Origin of the sequence: Eubacterium maltosivorans (genome assembly GCF_002441855.2) — a bacterium.
Lineage (GTDB): Bacteria > Bacillota > Clostridia > Eubacteriales > Eubacteriaceae > Eubacterium > Eubacterium maltosivorans.
Map to the genome: position 1 here is coordinate 4,152,577 of NZ_CP029487.1, position 20,755 is coordinate 4,173,331.

The window sequence follows — 20,755 nt, forward strand, 5'->3', positions numbered from 1 at the left end:
ATAGCAGTGACAAAGGTTTTAATGAAGGGGAATGAAGCAGTTGGCAAGGCGGCGATGGAGGCGGGATGCCGGTTCTTTTTTGGCTACCCGATCACGCCGCAGAGCGAGGTTCCAGAGTATCTGTCCAGAGAGCTGCCTAAAATCGGGGGGACGTTTGTGCAGTCCGAATCCGAGGTGGCAGCTATCAATATGGTCTACGGTGCGGCAGGAGCAGGCGCACGGGTTATGACCAGCTCATCCTCACCTGGAATCGCCTTGAAGCAGGAGGGGATCGGTTATATTACCCGGGCGGAGCTGCCGGCAGTGATTGTTAATATGATGCGCGGCGGCCCTGGCCTGGGCGGCATACAGCCAAGCCAGGCCGATTACCACATGTGTGTAAAGGGCGGCAGCAATGGGGATTACCATAATATTGTCCTGGCGCCGTCGACGGTACAGGAGGTTGCGGATATGGTCATGGAGGGGTTTGACCTTGCGGACTATTACCGTACACCGGTGATCATTCTGTCCGACGGAATGATCGGCCAGATGATGGAGCCTGTGGAGTTCAATTACAGGCCATCCAAAGAACTGAAGCCCAAGGACTGGGCCATGACCGGAAAAGGGAAGGGCGAGCGCCACCTCGTCATTAACCTGGACCTGGAAGCCGAGGGGCTGGAAACCGCCAATTTTGAATTGCAGAAAAAATATGAGCAGATCCAGGAAAGTGAGCAGCAGGCGGAAAGCTTTATGATGGAAGACGCCGAGTACGCCTTTGCCGCATACGGCACCGCTGCCCGGATTGTCAAGACAGCCATTAAGCGCCTGCGTGAGGAAGGTTACCGCGTGGGGCTGATAAGGCCAAAGACTCTGTGGCCCTTCCCAGAAAAGGCATTTAAAAACCTTTCGGTCAAGAAGATCATGGATGTTGAGATGAGCCTTGGCCAAATGGTGGACGACGTTAAACTGGCCTGCGGGGATGTCCATAAAGTCGAGTTTTACGGCCGCACCGGCGGTGTGATCCTGACGCCAGAGGAAATTGTTGAATTTGCGAAATCTGTGATGGAGGTGGAAAAAAATGACCACTGTATTTAAACGCCCCCAGGGGCTGACCGAGGCAAAGACCCACTACTGCCCAGGATGTACCCACGGTATTGTCCACCGGCTTGTCGGTGAGGTTCTTGAGGAGATGGGGCTGCTGGAGGAAGCCATTGCGGTGGTCCCGGTTGGCTGTGCGGTCATGGCGACCAGCTATTTCAATACTGATGGCATCCAGGCGGCCCATGGCCGCGCGCCGGCTACGGCCACCGGGGTTAAACGGGTACACCCGGATAATACGGTTTTTACCTACCAGGGGGACGGAGATCTGGCCTCCATTGGCACCGCGGAAATCATTCACGCGGCTGCCCGGGGTGAGAAGATCACGACCATTTTTATCAACAATGGCATCTATGGGATGACGGGTGGCCAGATGGCGCCGACGACCCTGCCAGGCATGAAGGCAACCACCTGCCAGAGTGGGCGTGATCCCAAAATCGACGGGAACCCCATACGCGTGTCAGAGATGCTGAGCACCCTTGAGGGAGCCGCTTACATTCAGCGCGTTGCAGTCAATTCGCCCTTTAATGTGATGAAGGCCAGAAAGGCGATTCAAAAGGCCTTTGAGGTTCAGAAAAAAGGGCTTGGCTTTTCACTCATTGAGGTAGTTTCAAGCTGCCCGACCAACTGGGGGCTAACGCCGGTCAAAGCCATGCAGTTTATCGAAAAAGAAATGATCCCTTACTACCCGCTGGGGGTTTATAAAGACATTACCAAGGAGGCAGAGTCGTAAAATGGAAACGAAGAAAATTTGTTTTGCAGGCTTTGGAGGTCAGGGGGTTCTGAGTGTTGGCAAGCTGCTTGCCTATGCGGCGATGATAAAGGACAAGGAAGTTTCCTGGTGTCCCTCTTACGGCCCTGAGATGCGGGGAGGAACAGCCAACTGTACGGTGATCATTTCGGATGAACCCATTGGATCTCCGGTCGTCACGAAAAACGCCTCGTCCGCGGTCGTCATGAATGAGCCGTCCTTCCGTAAGTTTGAGAATGTGGTCGCTCCGGGCGGCGCCATGATCATCAATGCGAACCTTATCTCTTTAAAACCGGAGCGGACGGATATCCGGACGATCTATGTTCCAGCCGGCGATATTGCCAAGGAGCTGGGTAACCCGAAGCTCATGAATATGGTGTTGCTTGGGGCCCTGTTGGAAGTGGATCATACCATCTCGGAGGAGGCGGTTTTGGAAGCCTTTACCAAGGTGTTCGGCGAAGGTAAAGCGAAGTTTATCCCCGTTAACCGGCAGGCGCTTGAAAAGGGAAAGAATTATGCCAGAGCCCTGGCGTAGCCGAAGGCATAAGGGTAAGAGGAATGTGTGTGAATGAAAACAGTGATCAGTCAATATAAGCAAAAGCTTAAGCGGCCAGAGGAAATCGCAGCCCTCATGGAATGCAGCTGGGTGTGCTGCTCCGACATCGCGCTGGGCTACCCGCCGGCCATTTACAGCGCGGTGATGAATCGAATTCAGCAGGAAGCGGATTTTACCGTCCAGCTGCACACCATCCTGGATGTGCAGCCCATGCCCTGTTACGACGAAAGGCTTATGGGTAAGATGGGCGTTTCCTGGTTTTCGGGAAAATACGCGCGCCAGGGCGTGGCAGCTGGGGTGGGGGATGTGATGCCCTGCTACTACCGGGATATGCCCGAGCTGTTTGAAAACTATATTGATATGGACGCCTTTTGTGCGACGGTATCGCCAATGGACCGGCACGGCTACTTCTCTACCGGCTGTACCGCTTCCAATAGCCTTGCCATGCTTAAAAAGGCAGAACATATCTTTCTGGAAGTCAATGAAAATATGCCGAGATCGCTCAGCGGCCCCGTAATCCATATATCCCAGGTTACCGCGCTGTGCGAGAACAGTGTCTCCCTGCCGACAACAGAGTCCTCAGAGCCTGACGCTGTCAGCCAGATCATTGGCAAATTGATCGCGGCGGAGATCCCTGACGGGGCCACCATTCAGCTGGGAATTGGCGGGATCCCCGAGGCAGTGGGCCAGGCCCTGAAGAAAAAGCATCACCTGGGTATCCACACTGAGCTTTTTACAGACAGCATGATGGAGCTGATTGCCTCTGGAGCAGTGGACAACAGCCGGAAAGCCATCCACCCCGGACGCTCTGTGGCTACATTTGCCTATGGCAGCCAGAATATGTATGATTTTGTCAATGACAATCCTGCCATCGAAATCCTGCCAGTGGACTATGTGAATAACCCCCTGGTGATCGCAGAGCATTCGGATTTTATATCGGTTAATTCGGCTCTGGAGGTTGATTTCTGGGGCCAGGTGTGCGCGGAATCTGTGGGGAACAGGCATATCTCGGGGACCGGCGGCCAGAGCGATTACGTGAGAGGCGCCCGGCTGTCCCCCGGCGGCAAAAGCTTTATCGCTTTCCCCTCCACTGCCATCAACGGCAAGGTCAGCCGGATCAAACCCACGCTTACACAGGGCGCAGTGGTCACAACCAGCAAGAACGATGTGGACCGCATCGTGACGGAATACGGTATCGCGGAGATGAGGGGAAAGACCCTGTCCGAAAGAACCAGAGCGCTGATCGCCATCGCCCATCCTGATTTCAGGGAGGCGTTAAAAGCAGAAGCGCGGAAAATGAAAATACTGTCCTAAAATAAAGATCCTTCTCTAAAAGATAATGCGGCGTTTTGCCGTATTATCTTTTTTTTGGGTGGTGCGCGCCATGGCACAGTACCGGCCTTCAAAAGGTTTACAGAAAAACAGAAAAGAAACAAAAGCATTAAAAAAGCTCGTGAAATATTTAAATTTCACGAGCTTTTGTCCTAAACCCTCTATTTCAGGCGCTTGGCGTATTTATGACCATGTTTTTGACCAAAACGGTCAGCTTGCAGACAGCTTCAGCATTTCCTGCTGATCCTGGCCGCTCAGTACATGAACATAAAGCTGCAGCGTCAAACCGACGTTTGAATGTCCCAAAATCCTGCTCAGGACAGAAATCTGCATATTTTTACTTGCTGCATGTGTCGCGAAAGTATGGCGCAGAGCATGAAAATTGACGTGGCGAATTCCGGCTTTTTTTAGAATACGCCTAAAGTAAAGCTGATAAACCCTGGGGTCGATGAAAGAATTTTTTCGATTTGTAAAGACGAATGTTTCTGAAAAATTTTCCCTGTGTTTCATGGTTTCATAATACTGATACAGCAGCTCATGGATTTCTGGATTCATGGGGATTGTCCGGTTAGAGCTGTAGGACTTTGTCCCTTCAAACACCATCTTGGTTTTCATGCCACTCTTCTCACTGTTTTTCACACGCTGAACCGAATCCCTGATTTGGATGACCTGCTCATCAAAATCAACATCTTTCCACCTTAAAGCAGCCAACTCCCCTAGACGAATGCCTGTCTTAAGGGCGAAAAGCACAGCTGTTGATTTTTTATGGTCCCGAGAATTTTTCAACACAGTTTCGAGCTTTTGGGCCTCTTTCACATCAAGAAAAACTGGCTTTTTTATGGACCTTTTAGGTAAAATAATATCGTCACAAGGGTTTTTATGGATTAATCCCTCTTTTTGTGCCTGCTTGAGGGCGGCCGAGAGAATAACAATGTGCCCGCGAACCGTTGAGACCGCTATTTTATTTTCTTCTAAGGTTGCTTTTATATAATCCTGTATGGCATCTGGCTTCAGATTTTCCAGTTCGCAGTGCCCCAGCCGTGGCACGAGGTGCCGGTTGACGACATTGCTGTACCTTGTATAGGAGGACTGTTTGATCGTATATTTTTTGTATGACTCAAGCCACTTCCTCAGCCACTCCGCCAGTAGCGTTTTGGCCTTGTCTTTCTGGTTTTCGTCAAACTGAAGGTTCAAAACATTTTCAATAATACCCCTTTGATTGCTTTTTTCCTTTTCTTCCCGCAACAGACGCTGAAGCTGGACCTCCTCAAAAACTTTATTTTCTGCCTCCTCAAGCTTTAAAATTATTTCCTTGTAGGTTTTAGCATAAACGGAATGGTAGACAGCCTTTCCATAGACATTTTCATATCTTATTATATAGCGGCCCTCGTAACGGCCATCCTTGCGTTTATAGACATTTTTTCGATAACGTTTCATGATGATTCTACTCCCTTTCTGATTTCTGACCATATTCTGACCATTTTTTTTATAATTAAACAGATGAATAAAGCTCTATTTACTATCATTATCCATTTCCCTCTTTAATTATCTTAAAAAAAGTCTGGATTTATTCAATTATTGTGTTATAATGTTTACATGAAATAGATAGTATCCGTATTTTAATATTTGATGGCTGACAAAAGCTCGTGAAATTTAAATATTTCACGAATGCTTTATGTTAGCTGACCTATATTTTATAACCAAATTGTATTTTTTAAAAGAGGATATCGAACATTTTAAGAAATACTCAAGATAACGGTGCTGTCAAAAAAATTTAAAAATCCAGAATAAGAAAACGAAATCCGTCAAACGACGATGATAAACGTTTTCAAAAATATTCTGGAGGAAAGGATGTATGCTGAATATGAAAAAAACAGGAAAACAAATTATTGCAGTCATCGCTCTGCTGGGCATGCTGTGGAGCAGCGGCTTTTCTGTTTTGGCAGCGCCGGAGCCGTCATCCCCCAATATCGAGGTCACCAAGACGGCCGCGCTGAAGGACTGGGAAAGCAGAACCTACCAGATCAACCTTGGCGCAAAGGCCAGTTCTTCAGCGGTGGGCGCCGCGGATGTGGTGCTGGTTATCGACCGGTCCGGGAGCATGGGCGAGCGCTACGATGGAAGCCGGCAGACTAAAATGGAGGTGCTGAAGGATACCGCTAAGGATTTCATTACCCAGCTGAGCGCGCAGTCCCCGGCCAGCCAGGTTTCTGTCGTGAGCTACGCAAGCGACTCCAAAACCAATATAGGCCTGACGTCTCTAGACACACAGGAAAATATCCAGAGCCTTAACCGGGCCATTGATAAGCTTTGGGCCAGTGGCGCCACACGGTCAGATTTAGGACTGGAGGATGCGTACAGCGTGCTGGGCGCAGCGGATTCAGGAAACAAGCAGTTTGTCATCTTTTTGACCGATGGGGAACCAAACAGCTACTCGGGATTTGACAGAGAGATCGCGGCGAGAGCGGAGAGCACCGCCTCGATTATTAAAGGGGAGGACTTAATTAAAAGAGACGGAAGAATATTTGGAGATTATGACGGCAGCCTTGATGATGGCTCCAGCCATAACCCAGACTGGGAATTTGAAGGAGATCCCTTAAGCGCTGAAATCTTCTCGATTGGGATCTTAAAAAGCTGGTCGTCTCAAAGAGTTCACGATTACCTGAACTATATTGACTCACAGCACAGCGCGGCTCTCGCGGATACTGCGCAGGCTCTGCAGGATATTTTTGAAGCCATCACACACCAGATCGCGGTGACAGCAACGGTAAGTGACGTGCTGGACAGCCGGTTTGAGCTGACCGCTGGGCAGAAAGCTGCCTTTGACACCGCAGGCGTCGCATATACCGAAAACGGGGACGGCACCACCACCATCGTATGGCCGGATAAAGATTTGTCCGGAAACGGCTGGCAGGCCTCTGTTGAGGTGAAGGCAAAAGACAGCTTTATCGGGGATAACAATGTGCCCACCAACGCTGCCGGCTCAGGGGTAAGTGTCGACGGGGTGCTGGTGGCGCCCTTTGCTTCGCCGACGGTGAATGTGCGACGGCTGAAGCTGAAGAGCCAGGATGTTGACAAAACCATTTTTTATGGTGATTCGCTCAGGCAGACCGGCGTCACAGACGAAGCCGGCCTGGAAGCCATGATGCTGGGCTGGGACGACGCTGAGAACATTCGTCCATCTATCGGCGATGTTTTTGATGCGCCCTACAATCAGGGGCTCATTAAAAAGGCCTGGCAGCCTGAACCCTGCACACCAGAAGAGCTGGACAGAATACCGGACAGCGGCACCGTCTATAAGCTGAGTGTCACGCAGTCCGTCAACCCTCCGACAGAGGCGTCAACCAACAGCTCGTCTGGAAACGTCAGTGTGGCGGGAGATAGCCTGTCCGGGCAGTACACAGTGCATGTGGTAAAAGGGCAGCTTGATATTACTAAAGAGATCGACGCCCAATATACATCTGATACGCGGCCGAACACCAACCAGAGCTTTGTTTTTAAAATTGAGCGGCGGGACGAGCTGTCCGGGCCGGTTCAGGATACCTTCTATGAGGTGATCAGCTTCGCGGCCAATGAGGATACAAAGGTGAAAACAAACACCGTTCGGGGCCTTAGAAAAGGCTACTACACCGTAAAGGAAGAGAGCGGCTGGTCGTGGAAATACAATTTAACGGATTTAACCCAGGGCTTTGAACCTGTTCCAGCCCCGGTGTATAAGCCCTCAGAAGGATTTTATTTGGGCGGTTCAGGGGATAACGGCACTGCGACAGAGGCCCAGCTTAACGGCACAGCGCCTTACCAGGGACAGGAAGGCAAGGCCCCCTCAGTGATAAGGGCCAGCAATGCCTTAAAGCAGAACACTGGTATTCTGGGGGATGCTGCCAACGCCCTGAACCGGTTTGTGAATTAAATGAAGTCCATGGTTATCCGAAAAATGTTATCCACCATCCTGACAGTACTGCTCTGTCTGATGATCCTGCTGCTTTCAGGCCTTCGCCTGCTGGGGTGGATCCCTTTAGCAGTGCTGAGCGGCAGCATGGAGCCGCAATACCCAGTGGGCAGCCTGATCTTTGTCAGGCCGGTCGCCGCGGAAGATGTAAAGTTGGGAGATCCCATTACTTTTTATATGGCAGACGGCAGAACCCTGGCCACACACCGGGTGACCCAGGTGGACGAGGCCAGCCAGAGTTTTAAAACAAAGGGGGACGCCAACGCCGTTGAGGATCAGGGAACTGTGTCCTTTGACCGGCTGGTGGGCAGCCCGCAGTTCTGTGTTCCTCTTGCCGGCTACGTCAGTATTTTGGCAGGGTCGGCCCAGGGAAAAATGATTCTGGGGGCAGCCCTTCTGGTCCTGGTGCTCCTGGCCTTTTTGCCCGGACGCCTGATGAAAACAAATGCATCCAAACGAAAATGAGGAGGTGAGAATGCGTGAAACGAAAAAAAGTCCGTGTCATTACAGCCGGTATCATTGGTATTATGCTGCTGGCGGCGGTAGCTGGAACCTATGCGTTTTTAAACGCGACCACAAATGTGAAGGAAAATCTTTTCAGCCCTAAAAAAATTGTGAATATCACAGTCTTAGAACAAGACCCGGCCAGCGGCAGGGACCGGCAGGAGACTGGTGAAAAAACGCCGCAAAATTATGCAGCGATCCAGGGTGGCGCCACCGTCCCTAAAAAGGTATGGATTGAGAACTATGATAACCCGGAGGGAAAGGTCACAGACGCTTATATCCGCGTCCGGCTGGTGCCCAGAATTGTCTTTGACAGCGATAACGCGGGAACCGGCATCAGCGTGGAGGGGCAGATAAGCTATAATTTTGCGGCGTCTGGCCCGGGAACGGCTGACAGCGGCTGGCAGCAGCAGGGCGACTATTTTTACTACAAAACGCCGGTAGCGCCAGGAGATACCACCACACAGCTGTTGGAGAGTGTTTTACTGGCTCCGGGATTTGTAATGCCCGAGGGATGTCATCTGGAAATACAGGTGCTGGCCGACGCGCTGGACGCGGCGGATCTGGGCGCTGTAAAAGATACATGGGGTGCAGATACCCCCATTCAGTAATGGCCGGTCGTTAGAAATGGCCTTAAAGTGAAAGAGAGGTTTAAAATGAACAAAAAGAAATGGACAATTGGATTAAGTGCGATTGCACTGGCAGGGATTCTTGCCGTTGGCGGCGTGCTGGCCTGGCTGACCGCGCAGACAGCCACAAAGAAAAACACCTTTGTGGCGACGGCCGGCCTTTCAGGCGCCATACAGGAGGTTAACTGGGATGGGCTTGACTATGGTAACAACCCTGTAACCCCGCAGCCATCCCCCCTTGGCAGAGATATGGCAAAGGATATGCTGCCAGGCATGGTCATTCCCAAAAATCCACAGGTGAAAAACACCTCGCAAAAGGAGCCGGCCTATATCGCTGTCCGTCTGGATATAAGCTGTGACGGCGCGGAGGGCCAGGCAGCGCTGGACGCCGTCAGTGCGTTTGCAGACATCCGCTTTAACACCGGAGAATGGACAGCGCTGGGTACCTCAAAGGATGGGAAGGCAGTGGTCTATGTGTATAATACCGCAGTCGAAGCTGGAAGCGAAACCAGCGATGTCTTTAAATCGGTAAACGTGCACGATAACGCGAACGCGGCGGACATTAAGGATTTCCAAATCGACGCGGCCGGTTACCTGGCACAGGTTCAGAGCGGCAAAACAGCGGCGGACTGCATTAAGGCAGCTTTTCCGGATTTAGTTTAGCCATGAGCGCGAGTAACCTGAAAGGAGCGAAACATGAATAAAAAAAGAGCCATCGGAATCACTGCTGTTCTGTGCACTGCGCTGTTAATCGCAGCTGGAACACTGGCGTGGTTCACAGATGCCAAGAAAACTGAAAATATTATCACCATGGGAAACGTGCGGATTGATCTGACCGAGCCGGAATGGAAAGCGCCAACAGGCGTTGTGCCCGGCGGCGTTTACCCCAAGGATCCAACAGTGACCAATACCGGTAAAAACAGTGCCTATGTACGCATCCGCCTGACCCACGACGAGGGGCTGAGCGACGCCCAGATGGATGACATTGAGCAGGCGCTGGAAATTCAGAAAGACTGGGTGAAATCAGAAGACGGCTGCTACTACTATCAGGCGGTTCTGCCAGTTGGGCAGAGCACGCCAGCACTGTTCACAGAGCTAAGCATCCCGGAAACCTGGGGAAATGAAATTGTGGACAAAACCTTTACAGTGAATGTGCAGGCAGAAGCGGTCCAGTCCGACCATTTTACACCCCACAGGACAGAGAGCGTCATTGACGGCTGGGGAGACACGCATGTGGAGCCCTATCCGGGAGAATAAATGAACCTTAAAATAAGCCTGATTACCAGAGGAAAGGGGTGATTGAATGAGTGTGATGACATTTTCCAGAAAAGCAGCCGTTTTGCTTTTGGCGGTCCTGACCCTGCTGGCAATAAGCGGCGTGGGCGTCAGGGCTGAGAATGAGCGCAACGTCATTTATGACGGTGAGGCTAAAAAAATTGTGAGCCTGCCAGACGATGATCTGTTCTTTAATTATAAGGAGCTGGTGCCCGGCGAGGTTCAGGAGCAGAGAATCTGGCTCAACAATAAGGACTTTAACAATGTGAAGATGTACCTGCACGCCGAGGCAGCGGAGGCGGAAGGTTTTGACACACCAGAAGAAAAAGCGCTTTCCGACGAACTGTTAAACCGCCTGAGACTGCATCTGGACCTGACAACCGCTGACGGAAACGTCCGGACCATCTATAACGGGCCGGCCTCCGGGCTGCCGGAAACCAGCGGCCAGGGGACCTTAAAGGATGATATTTTCATTGGCGAGTACACCAAAAATGACCAGGGAATTATCGACGCGACATTGACGGTTCCGGGGGATCTTGAGAATAAATACCAGGAAGCCCTGGGACGGGTGCACTGGGTCTTTATCTGTGATGTTGCGCAGAGTGGTTCAAAAACCGAGGGGTCTGGCGGCGCGCCGTCTACAGGGCTGTTTGGACAGCTTGACAGTATGGGTGCTGCCTATCTGTTGGTTTTGCTGGCATTATTAAGCGTTTCAGGCGTTATGGTTAAACGAAAAAAACGTTAAAAAAGCGCGCGAGAGATGGCCGGAATGCTTCAGTGGAGCGGAGCAGGCTGGCCGTCTGAAGAGATTGGAGAAAGACTGGTGGAAAGGGCCAGTGGAAATAAAAGGTTTTGTAGATGTGTGAACAGCTCACGGGAGAGTGAAGTGAGCATTTAAAAAAGGAATGACCCAGGGAAAGCGCCATTTCCCGGCTGTCACAGGGCAGCAGGAGAGGATGCGGCAAGACGCCGCATCCTCTCTTTTGGCATAGGGGTGTCTATTCAACCACATACCGCCCGTCGCCCTCGCACCGGATTGGGGTTTCATAAAAATATTTTAACGCTTTTACAAGGTGTTCAGTGTCTCTTGCGCCGCCGGTTTCGTAGGGGGAGTGCATGGCCAGCTGGGCCAGGCCAATGTCTACAGTGTTCATGGGGGTGTGGGTGCTTGCGATATTGCCAAGGGTGGAGCCGCCGGCCATATCGGACCGGTTGACATAGTTCTGGACTGGGACGCCGGCCTTTTGACAGATGGCCCTGAAAATGCCGGCGGAGACCGCGTCGGTGGTATATTTCTGGTTGGCGCTGTGCTTGATGACAATGCCCTCGTTCATGTAAGGGCGGTTGGTGTCGTCCGTTTTTTCCGGGAAATTGGGGTGGACAGCGTGGGCGTTGTCGGCGGAGACCATAAAGCTGCCGGCCATGGCGCGGAAGGTATCCTCCCGGGTGCCTCCGGTGGCTTCTACGATGCGGGCCAGGGTGTCCTTCAGGAAGGTGGAGCCAGCGCCCTGCTTGGTGCCGCTGCCCACCTCCTCGTTGTCAAAGACGCAGTGCACCGCCACGTTTCGCGGGTGGACCGCGGCCAGAAAGCCTTTCAGCGATGCAAAGGCGCACTGGAGGTCATCCAGCCGCGGGGTGGAGATAAAATCATGGTTCGCGCCCCAGATGCGGCCAGGGTCCCGGTTATAAAGGAACAGCTCCGCGCCGGTGATGTCCGCTCCGGCCACACCGGCAGCCTCTGCCACAAGCTCCATAAGCCGCCCCCTGGAAGCGCCGTCGCCCACAAGGGGCAGCATATCCTTCTGGATGTTATATTCATGACTGCTGCCAGACTTGCGATCCATGTGAATGGCGAGGTTTGGAATGAGGAACAGGTCCTGGTCCAGGTTCACCAGGCGGGTAAAGATCTGGCTGCTGTGCTTAACGACCACCCGTCCGGCCGCGGACAGGGGCCGGTCCAGCCAGGGCGCGCGGAGCATGCCGCCATAGCCCTCCACGTTCAGCTTGGTGTAGTGGTCCTCCACGGTAATCTCGGGGTTGTCCTTGATTTTAAAGGACGGGGAGTCGCCGTGGCTGGCGACAATCTGAAAGCCGGTATAGGCCCCCTCCGGAATTCTGAAGGCAATGAGAGCCGAGGCGTTGCGGGTGACGTAGTAGCCTCGGCCAGGCGCCAGCTGCCAGGCGCTGCTCTCTTCCAGTGGGATAAAGCCTGCTTCTGCAAGCTGGGCTTTCATGGTGTCCACCGCGTGAAAGACGGTGGGGCTTTTTCCAATAAAGGATAACAGTTCGTGATTTAATGGTTCGTTCATGGTGACCTCCTTGTTTTACGACAGATCCCTGGCGTTCTGATGTTTTGCGATGTAGGGCATGATAAAGCCCAGCAGAACCAGCACAACCGGGGTCAGAATGTTTAAGATCAGCTCAAAGGGCTCGTCGGAATAGATGCCGCCAATGCAGGCAATGGCGGTGACGATAAAGCACCAGGCGCCAAAAATGATGCCGACGGTTTTATTCTTGACAAAGTGATAGGCTGACGGGAACGCATTGCCGGCTTTTTTCAGGGCGATATAGGCCACAAACACCCACAGGTACCGCAGCGGCATACAGACCGAGTTCACCTTGACCAGCCATCGGACCAGCTCGTCTACGCTGCCAATGCCAAAGGCCGGCACCACAATGAGAATCCCCACAATGACTAAGACCATTTTATGGCCCTTAGTGTAGGCGCCGTACTTGTTCTGGACAAACAGCGATTTGGGGATGTACTCCTTATCCGCGCTGCCCAGTAAAATGCACAGCGGTGCATCAATGGAGAGGATCATGACCGTAAACTGACTGATGGCGTTGGTGAGGGCAAAGGCGATGACAAAAACGTTGCCCACGTGGTAGTATTCGCCAAGAGTGGCAAAGGCATAGTAAGCGCCGTTGGTCATCAGGTCTTTGGGGATATTGTTCGAGTCAAACATCATGCCCATAGCAATCGTACCCAAAACGGCGCAGACGCAAACCATGACCGCCAGGGCGATCATCCCGGTCGAGAAATCCTTTGACGGGTTTTTCATCCGGTTGACATAGGGGGACAGCTTTTCGCAGCCGCCCACGGCAAAAATGAGGATGGACAGGCCGGTGAAAAATTTCAAATCAAAGGTGGGCATAAAGGTCTGGAGCGACCAGTCGATCTGAAGGGTTTTGGCGCCGGTGATGGCCGGAGCGGCCATCATGAGCAGAATGTAGAGGATGGACATGACAAAGGAGGCCATACCAGCCACAGAGGCCAGCTTCTTGAGGATGCTGAGCCCTCTGGAGGCCAGCGCCAGAGCGACCAGGAAAATGGCCAGCCCGGCAAACTGCATGACAAGGGGGTTCATGTCACTGATGCGCGCGTCCTGGAAGATGGCCCAGCTGCTCGCGATCATCACCGAGTTTGGCTTCTGGGAAATGTAGGGCATGTGCACTACCCAGTAAGTCCAGCCTGCGTAGTAGGCCATGCGCGGCCCAATGGTCTGCATGATCCAAGAGCTCACGCCGCCCTCAGCGTCTTTGAAGGCAGACCCCAGCTCCCCAACCATGAGGGCGTAAGGCACAAAATACAGGGCGAAAATGATGATCCAGGCCACAATGGCCTTTAAACCATTGTATTCCGAAAAGCCGTTGATGACATTCCCGAAGCCCCAGACAGCTGTGAAAGCCATGAGCGCCAGGGTATACCAGCTCATTTTCTTTTCAACAGGTTGCGTGTCGAGTTGATTTTTCATAAAGAATACTCCTTTTTATGCAATTATATAACTTGGATTCCTTGTCTATTATGCAAGACCTGAAGGAAAAGGTCAAGAAAAAAGTCGAAAATAAGCGATAAAGGATCGAAGCGGCCAGAGTTTCGCAAATTTGGGGAACATTTAAAGATCTTGGCTTGTTATAATATACAATTGACCAACTGTGTTCAGAAAATAAAAGGGAACACCTTTTAATGAAAAAGAAAAATTTACTTAAGGCCAATATCCTTATCTGCGGTGTGACCGCAGCGGCATTTTTGGTAATTATGGTGCTCAGCGGATACGTAGGCTAGCAGCTTTGATAAATAGTGGTTAGGTCAGCGACGCTTTGGAAACGCAATGGCTAGCCACTGCTGTGGGACTGCTGCTCATGGTGCTGGTACTTGATCATTGGGGTGCTCGCGTACGCACTAAACACCTGCAACTGCCAAGTCATAACCCTGGTACAGAAATAGGCCAGAGTACCAAAGTGTGTTTGAGAAAGCCACCAAGGAGCTTTATGAGGATATTTATGAGCTCAATGTGACCAGGAATTGGCTGACCAACCGCGCGACAGAGGATTACTTTGAGAGTCTGGGTATTCCTGACGGCGCGCCATTCAGCGAAACCCTGGCCTTGGTTGCTGAATGATGGGCGCTACTACTGGATGTGCATCACTGGCCGGATCGTGAGGTGGGAGAGTAATAGAACCTTGCACATGCTCACCTACCGCTGAAATAACCGGCCTACTGAACAAAATCTGCCTCTCTAGCGGCAAAGCGCTGGCATATCTCTGCCAGTTTGGGTGTGACCTTTGCCAGCGCCCGGGGCAATGACTACAGCAATTTATATAAAATAGCAGAAAGGGCTCTGTACGCCACAAAGGCATGTGGAAAAAACGGTTTCACATTTAATGAATAGGAGCGTGAAGGTTCCCACCCCAGTTGGATTACCGCTTGACGAGATGGTCTCTGAGCTGGTGAAACAAATAAAGGTGTTGCGGCGCTCCCCGGAGTTCGTAGACATCGAATATGCTTATCAGCAGTTTGACTATGTGGAGACCTGGCGCTCAAGGGAAGAAAGAGGCTTTGGAAACGTTGATTTAAAAGCGCAAGTATGATAAAGTATTCATAAAATACAACAGATTTTAGACTGGAGGAATCTATGGAATTAAGCAAAAAAACAGTTCGTACGATCATCGGCCTTATTGTGCTTACCCTGTTACTCTCAGCGGGGTTGCAGAACTTTGGATCGGTGTGGAAGACTTTTGATTTTGTAATTGGTTTGATCTTTCCCTTTATTCTAGGGGCGTGTATGGCCTTTCTTTTAAATATTCCTATGAGTGTTATCGAACACCATCTCTTTAGTGAAAAGCGGGTGAAAGGGCTTAAAATGCACAAGATGGTGCGGCCCTTAAGCCTGGTACTGGCGCTTCTGCTGGTGTTTCTGATCATCATGGTAGTGATCTTTATCATTGTGCCCGAAATTGCCAATACGGTCGGCATTCTGGCAAACAGCGTGCCGGGCTTTGTGAAGCAGGTGGAAGAATGGGCTGCCAGTTTGGCAGGGAGCTATCCGGATATTGCCAGACAGATCAGCGAGATAACCATCGACTGGACGAATTTCGGTTCGGAAATTGTCGATTTCCTGCAAAAGGGTCTCATGAGCTTTGTGGGTTCTACTTTTAATGTGGCCAGCAGCATCGCAAGCGGGGTGGTTAACTTTTCTTTGGGATTCATCTTTGCCCTGTATGTACTTTTGCAGAAAGAAAAGCTAGGCTCACAGTTCAGAAAGCTTTTCTATGCCTATCTGCCGGAAAGGGTAACGGATAAGCTTTTAGAGATATGCCGCCTGTCCAATAGCACCTTTAGCAGCTTTGTGACCGGCCAGTGCACCGAATCGGTGATCCTAGGCGCTATGTTTGTGGTGGTCATGCTGATCTTTAGGATGCCCTACGCGCTGATGATCGGCGTGCTCATCGGCTTCTTGTCCCTGATTCCAATTTTTGGAGCCTTTATCGGCTGCTTCGTGGGAACGTTTTTGATCCTCATGGTAAACCCCATGCAGGCGTTCTGGTTTATCATCATTTTCCTGATCATCCAGCAGATAGAAGGAAACCTGATCTACCCCCATGTGGTGGGCGGCTCGGTAGGGCTGCCATCCATCTGGGTTCTGGTGGCGGTCACCATCGGCGGCGGCGCCATGGGCATTACGGGGATGATCATCACCATTCCGCTGTGCTCGGTCTGTTACATGCTCCTGCGTGAGGCCACCGGAAAGCGTCTGAGCAAGCGCCAGATTCCCAAAGAAAAATATGTGAGCGCAGACGAGGCCGCGTTTCTTGCAGAAGAAGAGCATTTGGATGAAATGTAAAATAAATGTCCCTTGGATTTAACAATTCCCGTTTTTTAAAAGGTCACCGGAGTACTAAAATAAAGACAGTTAAAGCAAATGATTCGTGGAACGGCATCCCCAAGGAAGCTGTATCCATCGTGCCCCGGTCCCACAAGGTTGGCCGGTTTTTTTGCCCGTCTTCACTCGATGTTCAACTCAATCGTCGGATGCGTATGCCCCCTATGGCCTCACCATCGCCTACGGAGAGAACATAGTGCAGAACGGCGTGAGAATCAGCTTAAACACAGCAGTGCTTGGTATAAAAATCGAAAACGTAGCTATCACCGCTGTGGAGACGAACCGGGGGACGCTGTATCTGGCGCTTGTCTGGGGACCGTTTTTATTACATTCATCCTCGAAAGGGGGACGAACTCGATTCTGGATAAAAAGGACGGGGGTCTGCTCTCTGGCATAACCGCCATCAAGATACTGGCAAAGAACGCTTCCCACACCAATGGCGGCGGCATTCTGTACACCGTTCACGATAACCTACTGGTAGGCCCCAATGCGGTAGAAACTTGGGAGGTGGAAGCTCCTGGACCTCCGGGGCTACGAAGAGATGTGAAGCGCCTGTTTCTGGGCTTTACCGACGGCGAGGAAGGTTTTTCTAAAAATGTAGCGAAAAATATCCGGCGGATCACCCACCGTTACGGGGCATGGGTCTAACCTTCTACATGGTCAAAAGCTGGGAAAAGGGACGCGTTAATGCCCCCTATCTACGGGACACTATGCTGGACTTCGGCGTGATGACCGATACTCTGGAATGCTCTGTCTACTGATCCAATATGGGCAAAGTCCATAAAGAGGTGCACGCCGCGTGCCACGTTCTGCCAAATACCATTGTCATCACGCATATGTCTCACTGCTATCCAGAGGGTGCCAACCTGTGCTTTATCTTCATCATAAGAATGACCAACGCCGAGGACACTGGCTTAGCCGAAGGAACGCCCCTCATTGCCTCCATCTCTGACAAGGACTGCGAGGTGTTGGAAATGTGCTGCACTACCAGAGAAAAGGCCGCCATCGGCCTGGGCACCACAGCCATGATTACATTTATTACCCATCGTTATTTGGAACACGAGCGGTTCAGCCCACTCTATCCCTCCATTATCCCGGGGAATTCCCCCAAAGATTAAGAATTTTCGGGGCTATTGGCTCATCTCCTGGTTTTAGAAGGAGTTTGCCGAAAAGGAGGTGCGCTAGGCCAGAGAGAGGGGCGTCCCTGCCGAGGAACTGCTGAATCGGCGCTTTAAGGAAATACTGGCCGGATGTGAGGGCCTGCTGTTCCAGCCCTATTTTACCCCAATGTCACTAGGCCCACCGCCTGGGGCGCTGTCATTGGCTTTTCAAATTGCGATACCTGTATTCATATTTACAGAGCTATTATCGAAGGCATAAACTTTGCGTTCATGGAGAGAATGCGCCTCATGAAAAGAGGGGCGAGTCACCGCTTTGAGGAAACCTACTGGGGGGGATCCCAGAGCGATGAGATCTGCCAGATTACAGCCGATATGTTTGGCATCCCTTCTGTTTGCACCCAACCCCACGAGGTAGCAGGCATTGGCGCCTTTAAGGACTACCATAAGGCTGTGTCTGCTATGGCACACAAAAAGGATGGTTTCATCCCAGATATGGAGCAGTAAAAAATATATACCAAGTTCTATAAAGAAGTGTTGAAAATATCTACGGTTGTCTGTCAGGGCTCTATAGCAAGCTGCACGAAATTTACCACCAAAAATAAAAAAAACGAAAAAATAAGATACGGCGTATTGCCGCATCTTATTTTTAATCATTTTCTCCCAACACCAATATTCCGGCACCCAATAGGTTAGGGCCGACATGGGTGCCCAAGGTACAGTCGACCTCGCCCTCATACAGATTTTCAAAATCCGGCAGTACTCGGGTGTAGTGAACTTTAACTGCGTCCATCTCATCTGGGCAGCCGCCGTTTGCGACCATGAGGATATAGCGCGCCCCCCCTGGAACATGGGATTTCGCAAGGTCAATCATTTTCTGGATAGATTTCCGACGTCCACGCACCTTAGCCACGCTCATCAGCTGACCGTCATTGCTGAAAGTGATGATGGGCTTCACATTAAGCAGTGTGCCGGTCATGGCTGTAATCAGGCCGATTCGGCCGCCCTTTTGCAGATACTCTAGGGTGTCAATGCTGAAAAAGACCTTGGTGTTGGCGATGAGGCGCGGAAGGATAGTCTTGATTTCTTCAAAGCTTCGGCCCTCCTTGATGAGCTCCGCAGTGTGAACGGCGATGGCGCCAGTGCCTAGGCTTCCGCTCAGGGTATCCACCGCGTGCACGCTCAGGCCTTCAAATTCCCTTCCAATCAGCCGCACGAGATTAAAGGTACCGCTCAGTCCGCTGGAAAAAATAATGGCGAAAACCTTGCGGTAGCCCTTGTCGTAAATTTTCTGAAAAAGTGTACGCACCTCCTCGGGAGAGGGAAGAGAGGTCTTTGGGATTTCTGACGGTAGTCTGTCATAGACCTGGGCGGCTGTGATGTCCACCCCATCAGTATAGGCTTTGTCGCTGAAGATGATTTTTAGCGGCAGAATGTGTAAGTCATGCTTTTTTATTAATGTCTTTGGAATATCCGCGCAGGAATCCGTCAGCACGGCAATTTTTTCTCTATTCATCTGCATACTCCTATTTTTTACTATTCTGGTTGGCTTCGTGCATGCGCGCAAGCAAGGCCTCAATGGTGTCCATTCCGGTTTGCAGGGTCTCAAAATCCTCAGGCGGGGTATTTTCCATTACCTGAGCATAGCGGCTTTGGATCACCTGATCGATTTCCTTTAGTGTTTCCTGTCCCTTCTCCGTCAGAGAGACAAGGACGACTCGCTCATCATTTTTATCCCTGAAGCGGTTCAAAAAGCCGGCTTGGGCCAGTTTTTTACACATGTTGGAAACATTCGCCTTGTTGAGCTTCAGAGTATCGGCTAGGGCGCCGATGGTGATGGTGTTCGCGTGCTTGACCTCTGTCAGGACACGGCTTTGCAGAATTGTCAGCCCATTATCGCTCAGCACGTCGGCGAACAGGGCATCAATTTCAGTGGTCACATGCCTCACATAGTCGATTAAAATATCCGCGAATTTCAAGACCTGATCAATATACATGGCAAAGGCCGCCTTTCATTTGTTGTAGTCTAAAATATGTTTACAGTACATATATTATAGTTTAAAGTTAAATTTGTCAATAAAAAGATTCGCAGGCGTTTTCACAGGGTATAAAAATAAGATTCTATGCAATTTTTTAAGAAACTATGCTATACTAAGCAGGATAACCGATAAAATTGAAAAAAATGCTAAAAAGTAAAAAAGGGGTGATTTAATTGCTGAGTGCATACACACTTCCCATAAAATTTGCCTGTCTGGTGTTTCCGGTCCTGGCAGCGTTTTTTACCATTCCCTACGCCGTCTATCAATACCGGAAATACGGTTCGCTGCTGGTGCTCAGAGTTGTGATCGTCTATTCGTTTATTCTATATATGACCTGCGCCTATTTTCTGACCATGCTGCCGCTGCCGCCCATCGCGGAGGTCGCCCGCTATACCAGCCCTACCATGGATCTGGTGCCCTTTCATGCCTGGACAAATTTCTGGGAAAACACCAGCCTGGTCCTCTCTGCCCCCAGCACTTATCTCAAAGCTATAAAAGAGCAGTGTTTTTACGAGCCCTTTTTCAATATCCTGCTGTTGGTACCCCTGGGCGTCTACCTGCGGTATTATTTCAGGCGAAGCTGGTGGCAGGCCATCCTCATCGGTTTTCTGGTGAGCCTGTCCTTTGAGCTGATCCAGCTGAGCGCCCTGTTTGGGATATATCCAAGGCCCTACCGCCTGTTTCAGGTGGATGACCTGATCAACAACACCTTCGGCGCTCTGGTGGGTTTCTGGATCACACCGGTTTTCAGCTTTTTTTTGCCCTCGCGGGACCGGCTGGACGAGGTATCCTACAAGCGGGGACGCACCGTTACCTATATGCGGCGGGGCTTTGCCTTTCTCTTTGACTGGGCCATTCTCACTGGGGTTCTGCACCTTGTCGGGCGGGTGCTTGGCAGCCCGACCTTAAGCGATATGCTGGCAATGGACGGCAAACGCTCGGTGGTGCTTTACATCATTGTCATTGTCCTGTATTTCATTCTGTTACCGTGGCTGACCCGGGGAAGGACCGTCGGAAAATTTTTGGTTGGTATCCGGCTCATGTCCGAAAATAAACGCCCGGCAAAGCTTTTTCAGTACATCCTGCGCTACGGCCTTCAGTATCTCCTGGTCATACCAGCCCCCTTTATCGCCATGAAGGTCTATGAGCTCCTGCCCCTGTACACCGGGACCGCCCATACCATCCTTATGGTGATCGCCCTGGCCTTTGGTTTGGTCTTTGCTGTTTTCATCGTTCAGCTGCTCATCTCTGTCTTTACCCGTGAGACTCAGATTTTTTACGAGTCTCTGAGCCATACGATCAATGTGAGCACTGTGCGAAATGGGCGGCGGAGAAGGCAGTAGCGTTAATGACATCCATAT

General features: G+C 51.1%; 22 protein-coding genes. 17 read left to right on the top strand and 5 right to left on the bottom strand.

All coding sequences use genetic code 11. The features are described 5' to 3' along the window. The first annotated feature begins 6 nt into the window (after positions 1-6). From CPZ25_RS19270 to CPZ25_RS19285, 4 genes are read left to right on the top strand one after another with little or no spacing between them, the layout of a single operon-like run. Complete coding sequence (locus tag CPZ25_RS19270) at positions 7-1,074, top strand: 3-methyl-2-oxobutanoate dehydrogenase subunit VorB (RefSeq protein WP_013381721.1); 1,068 nt, start codon at positions 7-9, stop codon at positions 1,072-1,074. After that, entirely contained in the window at positions 1,058-1,810 is a 753-nt protein-coding gene (locus CPZ25_RS19275) for a thiamine pyrophosphate-dependent enzyme (protein ID WP_096920766.1), read from the top strand. The genes CPZ25_RS19270 and CPZ25_RS19275 overlap by 17 nt, the downstream gene beginning before the upstream one ends. A 1-nt stretch (position 1,811) precedes the next feature. Beyond that, positions 1,812-2,363: a 2-oxoacid:acceptor oxidoreductase family protein gene (locus tag CPZ25_RS19280; RefSeq protein WP_096920765.1), complete on the top strand. Its 552-nt coding sequence runs from the start codon at positions 1,812-1,814 to the stop codon at positions 2,361-2,363. 33 nt (positions 2,364-2,396) lie between these two features. Beyond that, the gene (locus CPZ25_RS19285) at positions 2,397-3,698 is read left to right on the top strand and encodes an acetyl-CoA hydrolase/transferase family protein (RefSeq protein ID WP_096920764.1); all 1,302 of its coding nucleotides are present in this window, start codon (positions 2,397-2,399) and stop codon (positions 3,696-3,698) included. 228 nt (positions 3,699-3,926) lie between these two features. On the opposite strand, the gene CPZ25_RS19290 is transcribed toward CPZ25_RS19285, so the two are convergent. Continuing rightward, complete coding sequence (locus CPZ25_RS19290; protein WP_096920880.1) at positions 3,927-5,153, bottom strand: tyrosine-type recombinase/integrase; 1,227 nt, start codon at positions 5,151-5,153, stop codon at positions 3,927-3,929. Between the two features lie 418 nt (positions 5,154-5,571). Between CPZ25_RS19290 and CPZ25_RS19295 the strand changes: the two genes are divergently transcribed. From CPZ25_RS19295 to CPZ25_RS19320, 6 genes are read left to right on the top strand one after another with little or no spacing between them, the layout of a single operon-like run. Continuing rightward, positions 5,572-7,626, top strand: coding sequence for a VWA domain-containing protein (locus tag CPZ25_RS19295; protein WP_090413360.1), 2,055 nt, complete (start codon positions 5,572-5,574; stop codon positions 7,624-7,626). Further along, entirely contained in the window at positions 7,627-8,130 is a 504-nt protein-coding gene (locus CPZ25_RS19300; protein ID WP_096920629.1) for a signal peptidase I, read from the top strand. Between the two features lie 14 nt (positions 8,131-8,144). Next, the gene (locus tag CPZ25_RS19305) at positions 8,145-8,780 is read left to right on the top strand and encodes a hypothetical protein (RefSeq protein ID WP_096920628.1); all 636 of its coding nucleotides are present in this window, start codon (positions 8,145-8,147) and stop codon (positions 8,778-8,780) included. Positions 8,781-8,825: 45 nt separating this feature from the next. Beyond that, a complete protein-coding gene (locus tag CPZ25_RS19310; protein ID WP_013381712.1) occupies positions 8,826-9,461 on the top strand; it encodes a spore coat-associated protein in 636 nt (211 codons plus the stop codon). Between the two features lie 33 nt (positions 9,462-9,494). Then, positions 9,495-10,055 carry a SipW-dependent-type signal peptide-containing protein gene (locus tag CPZ25_RS19315; RefSeq protein WP_013381711.1) on the top strand — a complete coding sequence of 187 codons (561 nt, stop codon included), beginning with the start codon at positions 9,495-9,497 and terminating at the stop codon, positions 10,053-10,055. Positions 10,056-10,101: 46 nt separating this feature from the next. Continuing rightward, entirely contained in the window at positions 10,102-10,818 is a 717-nt protein-coding gene (locus CPZ25_RS19320) for a hypothetical protein (protein ID WP_096920627.1), read from the top strand. Between the two features lie 253 nt (positions 10,819-11,071). Here the strand turns inward: CPZ25_RS19320 and CPZ25_RS19325 are convergent, their stop codons facing one another. Both CPZ25_RS19325 and CPZ25_RS19330 read right to left on the bottom strand, forming a co-directional pair. After that, a complete protein-coding gene (locus CPZ25_RS19325; protein WP_096920626.1) occupies positions 11,072-12,382 on the bottom strand; it encodes a M18 family aminopeptidase in 1,311 nt (436 codons plus the stop codon). A 15-nt stretch (positions 12,383-12,397) separates the two neighbouring features. Then, positions 12,398-13,828, bottom strand: coding sequence for an APC family permease (locus CPZ25_RS19330; RefSeq protein ID WP_013381707.1), 1,431 nt, complete (start codon positions 13,826-13,828; stop codon positions 12,398-12,400). Positions 13,829-14,317: 489 nt separating this feature from the next. On the opposite strand from CPZ25_RS19330, the gene CPZ25_RS20600 reads away from it, so the two are divergent. The 6 genes from CPZ25_RS20600 to CPZ25_RS21125 all read left to right on the top strand — a co-directional run bounded on the left by CPZ25_RS20600 (position 14,318) and on the right by CPZ25_RS21125 (position 17,862). Beyond that, the gene (locus CPZ25_RS20600; RefSeq protein WP_158577818.1) at positions 14,318-14,476 is read left to right on the top strand and encodes a hypothetical protein; all 159 of its coding nucleotides are present in this window, start codon (positions 14,318-14,320) and stop codon (positions 14,474-14,476) included. Positions 14,477-14,750: 274 nt separating this feature from the next. Continuing rightward, the gene (locus CPZ25_RS19340; RefSeq protein WP_133067095.1) at positions 14,751-14,945 is read left to right on the top strand and encodes a hypothetical protein; all 195 of its coding nucleotides are present in this window, start codon (positions 14,751-14,753) and stop codon (positions 14,943-14,945) included. A 44-nt stretch (positions 14,946-14,989) separates the two neighbouring features. Continuing rightward, positions 14,990-16,198, top strand: a complete 1,209-nt coding sequence (locus CPZ25_RS19345; RefSeq protein ID WP_096920625.1) for an AI-2E family transporter — start codon at positions 14,990-14,992, stop codon at positions 16,196-16,198. Between the two features lie 168 nt (positions 16,199-16,366). Further along, complete coding sequence (locus CPZ25_RS21115; protein ID WP_341473484.1) at positions 16,367-16,885, top strand: hypothetical protein; 519 nt, start codon at positions 16,367-16,369, stop codon at positions 16,883-16,885. Between the two features lie 119 nt (positions 16,886-17,004). Continuing rightward, positions 17,005-17,355: a hypothetical protein gene (locus CPZ25_RS21120; protein ID WP_341473485.1), complete on the top strand. Its 351-nt coding sequence runs from the start codon at positions 17,005-17,007 to the stop codon at positions 17,353-17,355. Between the two features lie 234 nt (positions 17,356-17,589). Beyond that, positions 17,590-17,862, top strand: a complete 273-nt coding sequence (locus CPZ25_RS21125; protein WP_479723753.1) for an FGGY-family carbohydrate kinase — start codon at positions 17,590-17,592, stop codon at positions 17,860-17,862. A 142-nt stretch (positions 17,863-18,004) separates the two neighbouring features. On the opposite strand, the gene CPZ25_RS19365 is transcribed toward CPZ25_RS21125, so the two are convergent. Further along, the gene (locus CPZ25_RS19365; RefSeq protein WP_058695312.1) at positions 18,005-18,871 is read right to left on the bottom strand and encodes a DegV family protein; all 867 of its coding nucleotides are present in this window, start codon (positions 18,869-18,871) and stop codon (positions 18,005-18,007) included. A gap of 10 nt (positions 18,872-18,881) precedes the next feature. Beyond that, the gene (locus CPZ25_RS19370) at positions 18,882-19,352 is read right to left on the bottom strand and encodes a MarR family winged helix-turn-helix transcriptional regulator (RefSeq protein WP_058695311.1); all 471 of its coding nucleotides are present in this window, start codon (positions 19,350-19,352) and stop codon (positions 18,882-18,884) included. A gap of 215 nt (positions 19,353-19,567) precedes the next feature. On the opposite strand from CPZ25_RS19370, the gene CPZ25_RS19375 reads away from it, so the two are divergent. Then, a complete protein-coding gene (locus CPZ25_RS19375; RefSeq protein ID WP_096920624.1) occupies positions 19,568-20,737 on the top strand; it encodes a VanZ family protein in 1,170 nt (389 codons plus the stop codon). Positions 20,738-20,755: the final 18 nt, after the last annotated feature.

Excerpts from the sequence above, each read along its gene's own strand:
- CPZ25_RS19275 (WP_096920766.1), top strand. The coding sequence starts at position 1,058 with ATGACCACTGTATTTAAACGCCCCCAGGGGCTGACCGAGGCAAAGACC.
- CPZ25_RS19280 (WP_096920765.1), top strand. The coding sequence starts at position 1,812 with ATGGAAACGAAGAAAATTTGTTTTGCAGGCTTTGGAGGTCAGGGGGTT.
- CPZ25_RS19285 (WP_096920764.1), top strand. The coding sequence starts at position 2,397 with ATGAAAACAGTGATCAGTCAATATAAGCAAAAGCTTAAGCGGCCAGAG.
- CPZ25_RS19290 (WP_096920880.1), bottom strand. The coding sequence starts at position 5,153 with ATGAAACGTTATCGAAAAAATGTCTATAAACGCAAGGATGGCCGTTAC.
- CPZ25_RS19295 (WP_090413360.1), top strand. The coding sequence starts at position 5,572 with ATGCTGAATATGAAAAAAACAGGAAAACAAATTATTGCAGTCATCGCT.
- CPZ25_RS19300 (WP_096920629.1), top strand. The coding sequence starts at position 7,627 with ATGAAGTCCATGGTTATCCGAAAAATGTTATCCACCATCCTGACAGTA.
- CPZ25_RS19310 (WP_013381712.1), top strand. The coding sequence starts at position 8,826 with ATGAACAAAAAGAAATGGACAATTGGATTAAGTGCGATTGCACTGGCA.
- CPZ25_RS19315 (WP_013381711.1), top strand. The coding sequence starts at position 9,495 with ATGAATAAAAAAAGAGCCATCGGAATCACTGCTGTTCTGTGCACTGCG.
- CPZ25_RS19320 (WP_096920627.1), top strand. The coding sequence starts at position 10,102 with ATGAGTGTGATGACATTTTCCAGAAAAGCAGCCGTTTTGCTTTTGGCG.
- CPZ25_RS19325 (WP_096920626.1), bottom strand. The coding sequence starts at position 12,382 with ATGAACGAACCATTAAATCACGAACTGTTATCCTTTATTGGAAAAAGC.
- CPZ25_RS19330 (WP_013381707.1), bottom strand. The coding sequence starts at position 13,828 with ATGAAAAATCAACTCGACACGCAACCTGTTGAAAAGAAAATGAGCTGG.
- CPZ25_RS19345 (WP_096920625.1), top strand. The coding sequence starts at position 14,990 with ATGGAATTAAGCAAAAAAACAGTTCGTACGATCATCGGCCTTATTGTG.
- CPZ25_RS21115 (WP_341473484.1), top strand. The coding sequence starts at position 16,367 with ATGTTCAACTCAATCGTCGGATGCGTATGCCCCCTATGGCCTCACCAT.
- CPZ25_RS21120 (WP_341473485.1), top strand. The coding sequence starts at position 17,005 with ATGGGCAAAGTCCATAAAGAGGTGCACGCCGCGTGCCACGTTCTGCCA.
- CPZ25_RS19365 (WP_058695312.1), bottom strand. The coding sequence starts at position 18,871 with ATGAATAGAGAAAAAATTGCCGTGCTGACGGATTCCTGCGCGGATATT.
- CPZ25_RS19370 (WP_058695311.1), bottom strand. The coding sequence starts at position 19,352 with ATGTATATTGATCAGGTCTTGAAATTCGCGGATATTTTAATCGACTAT.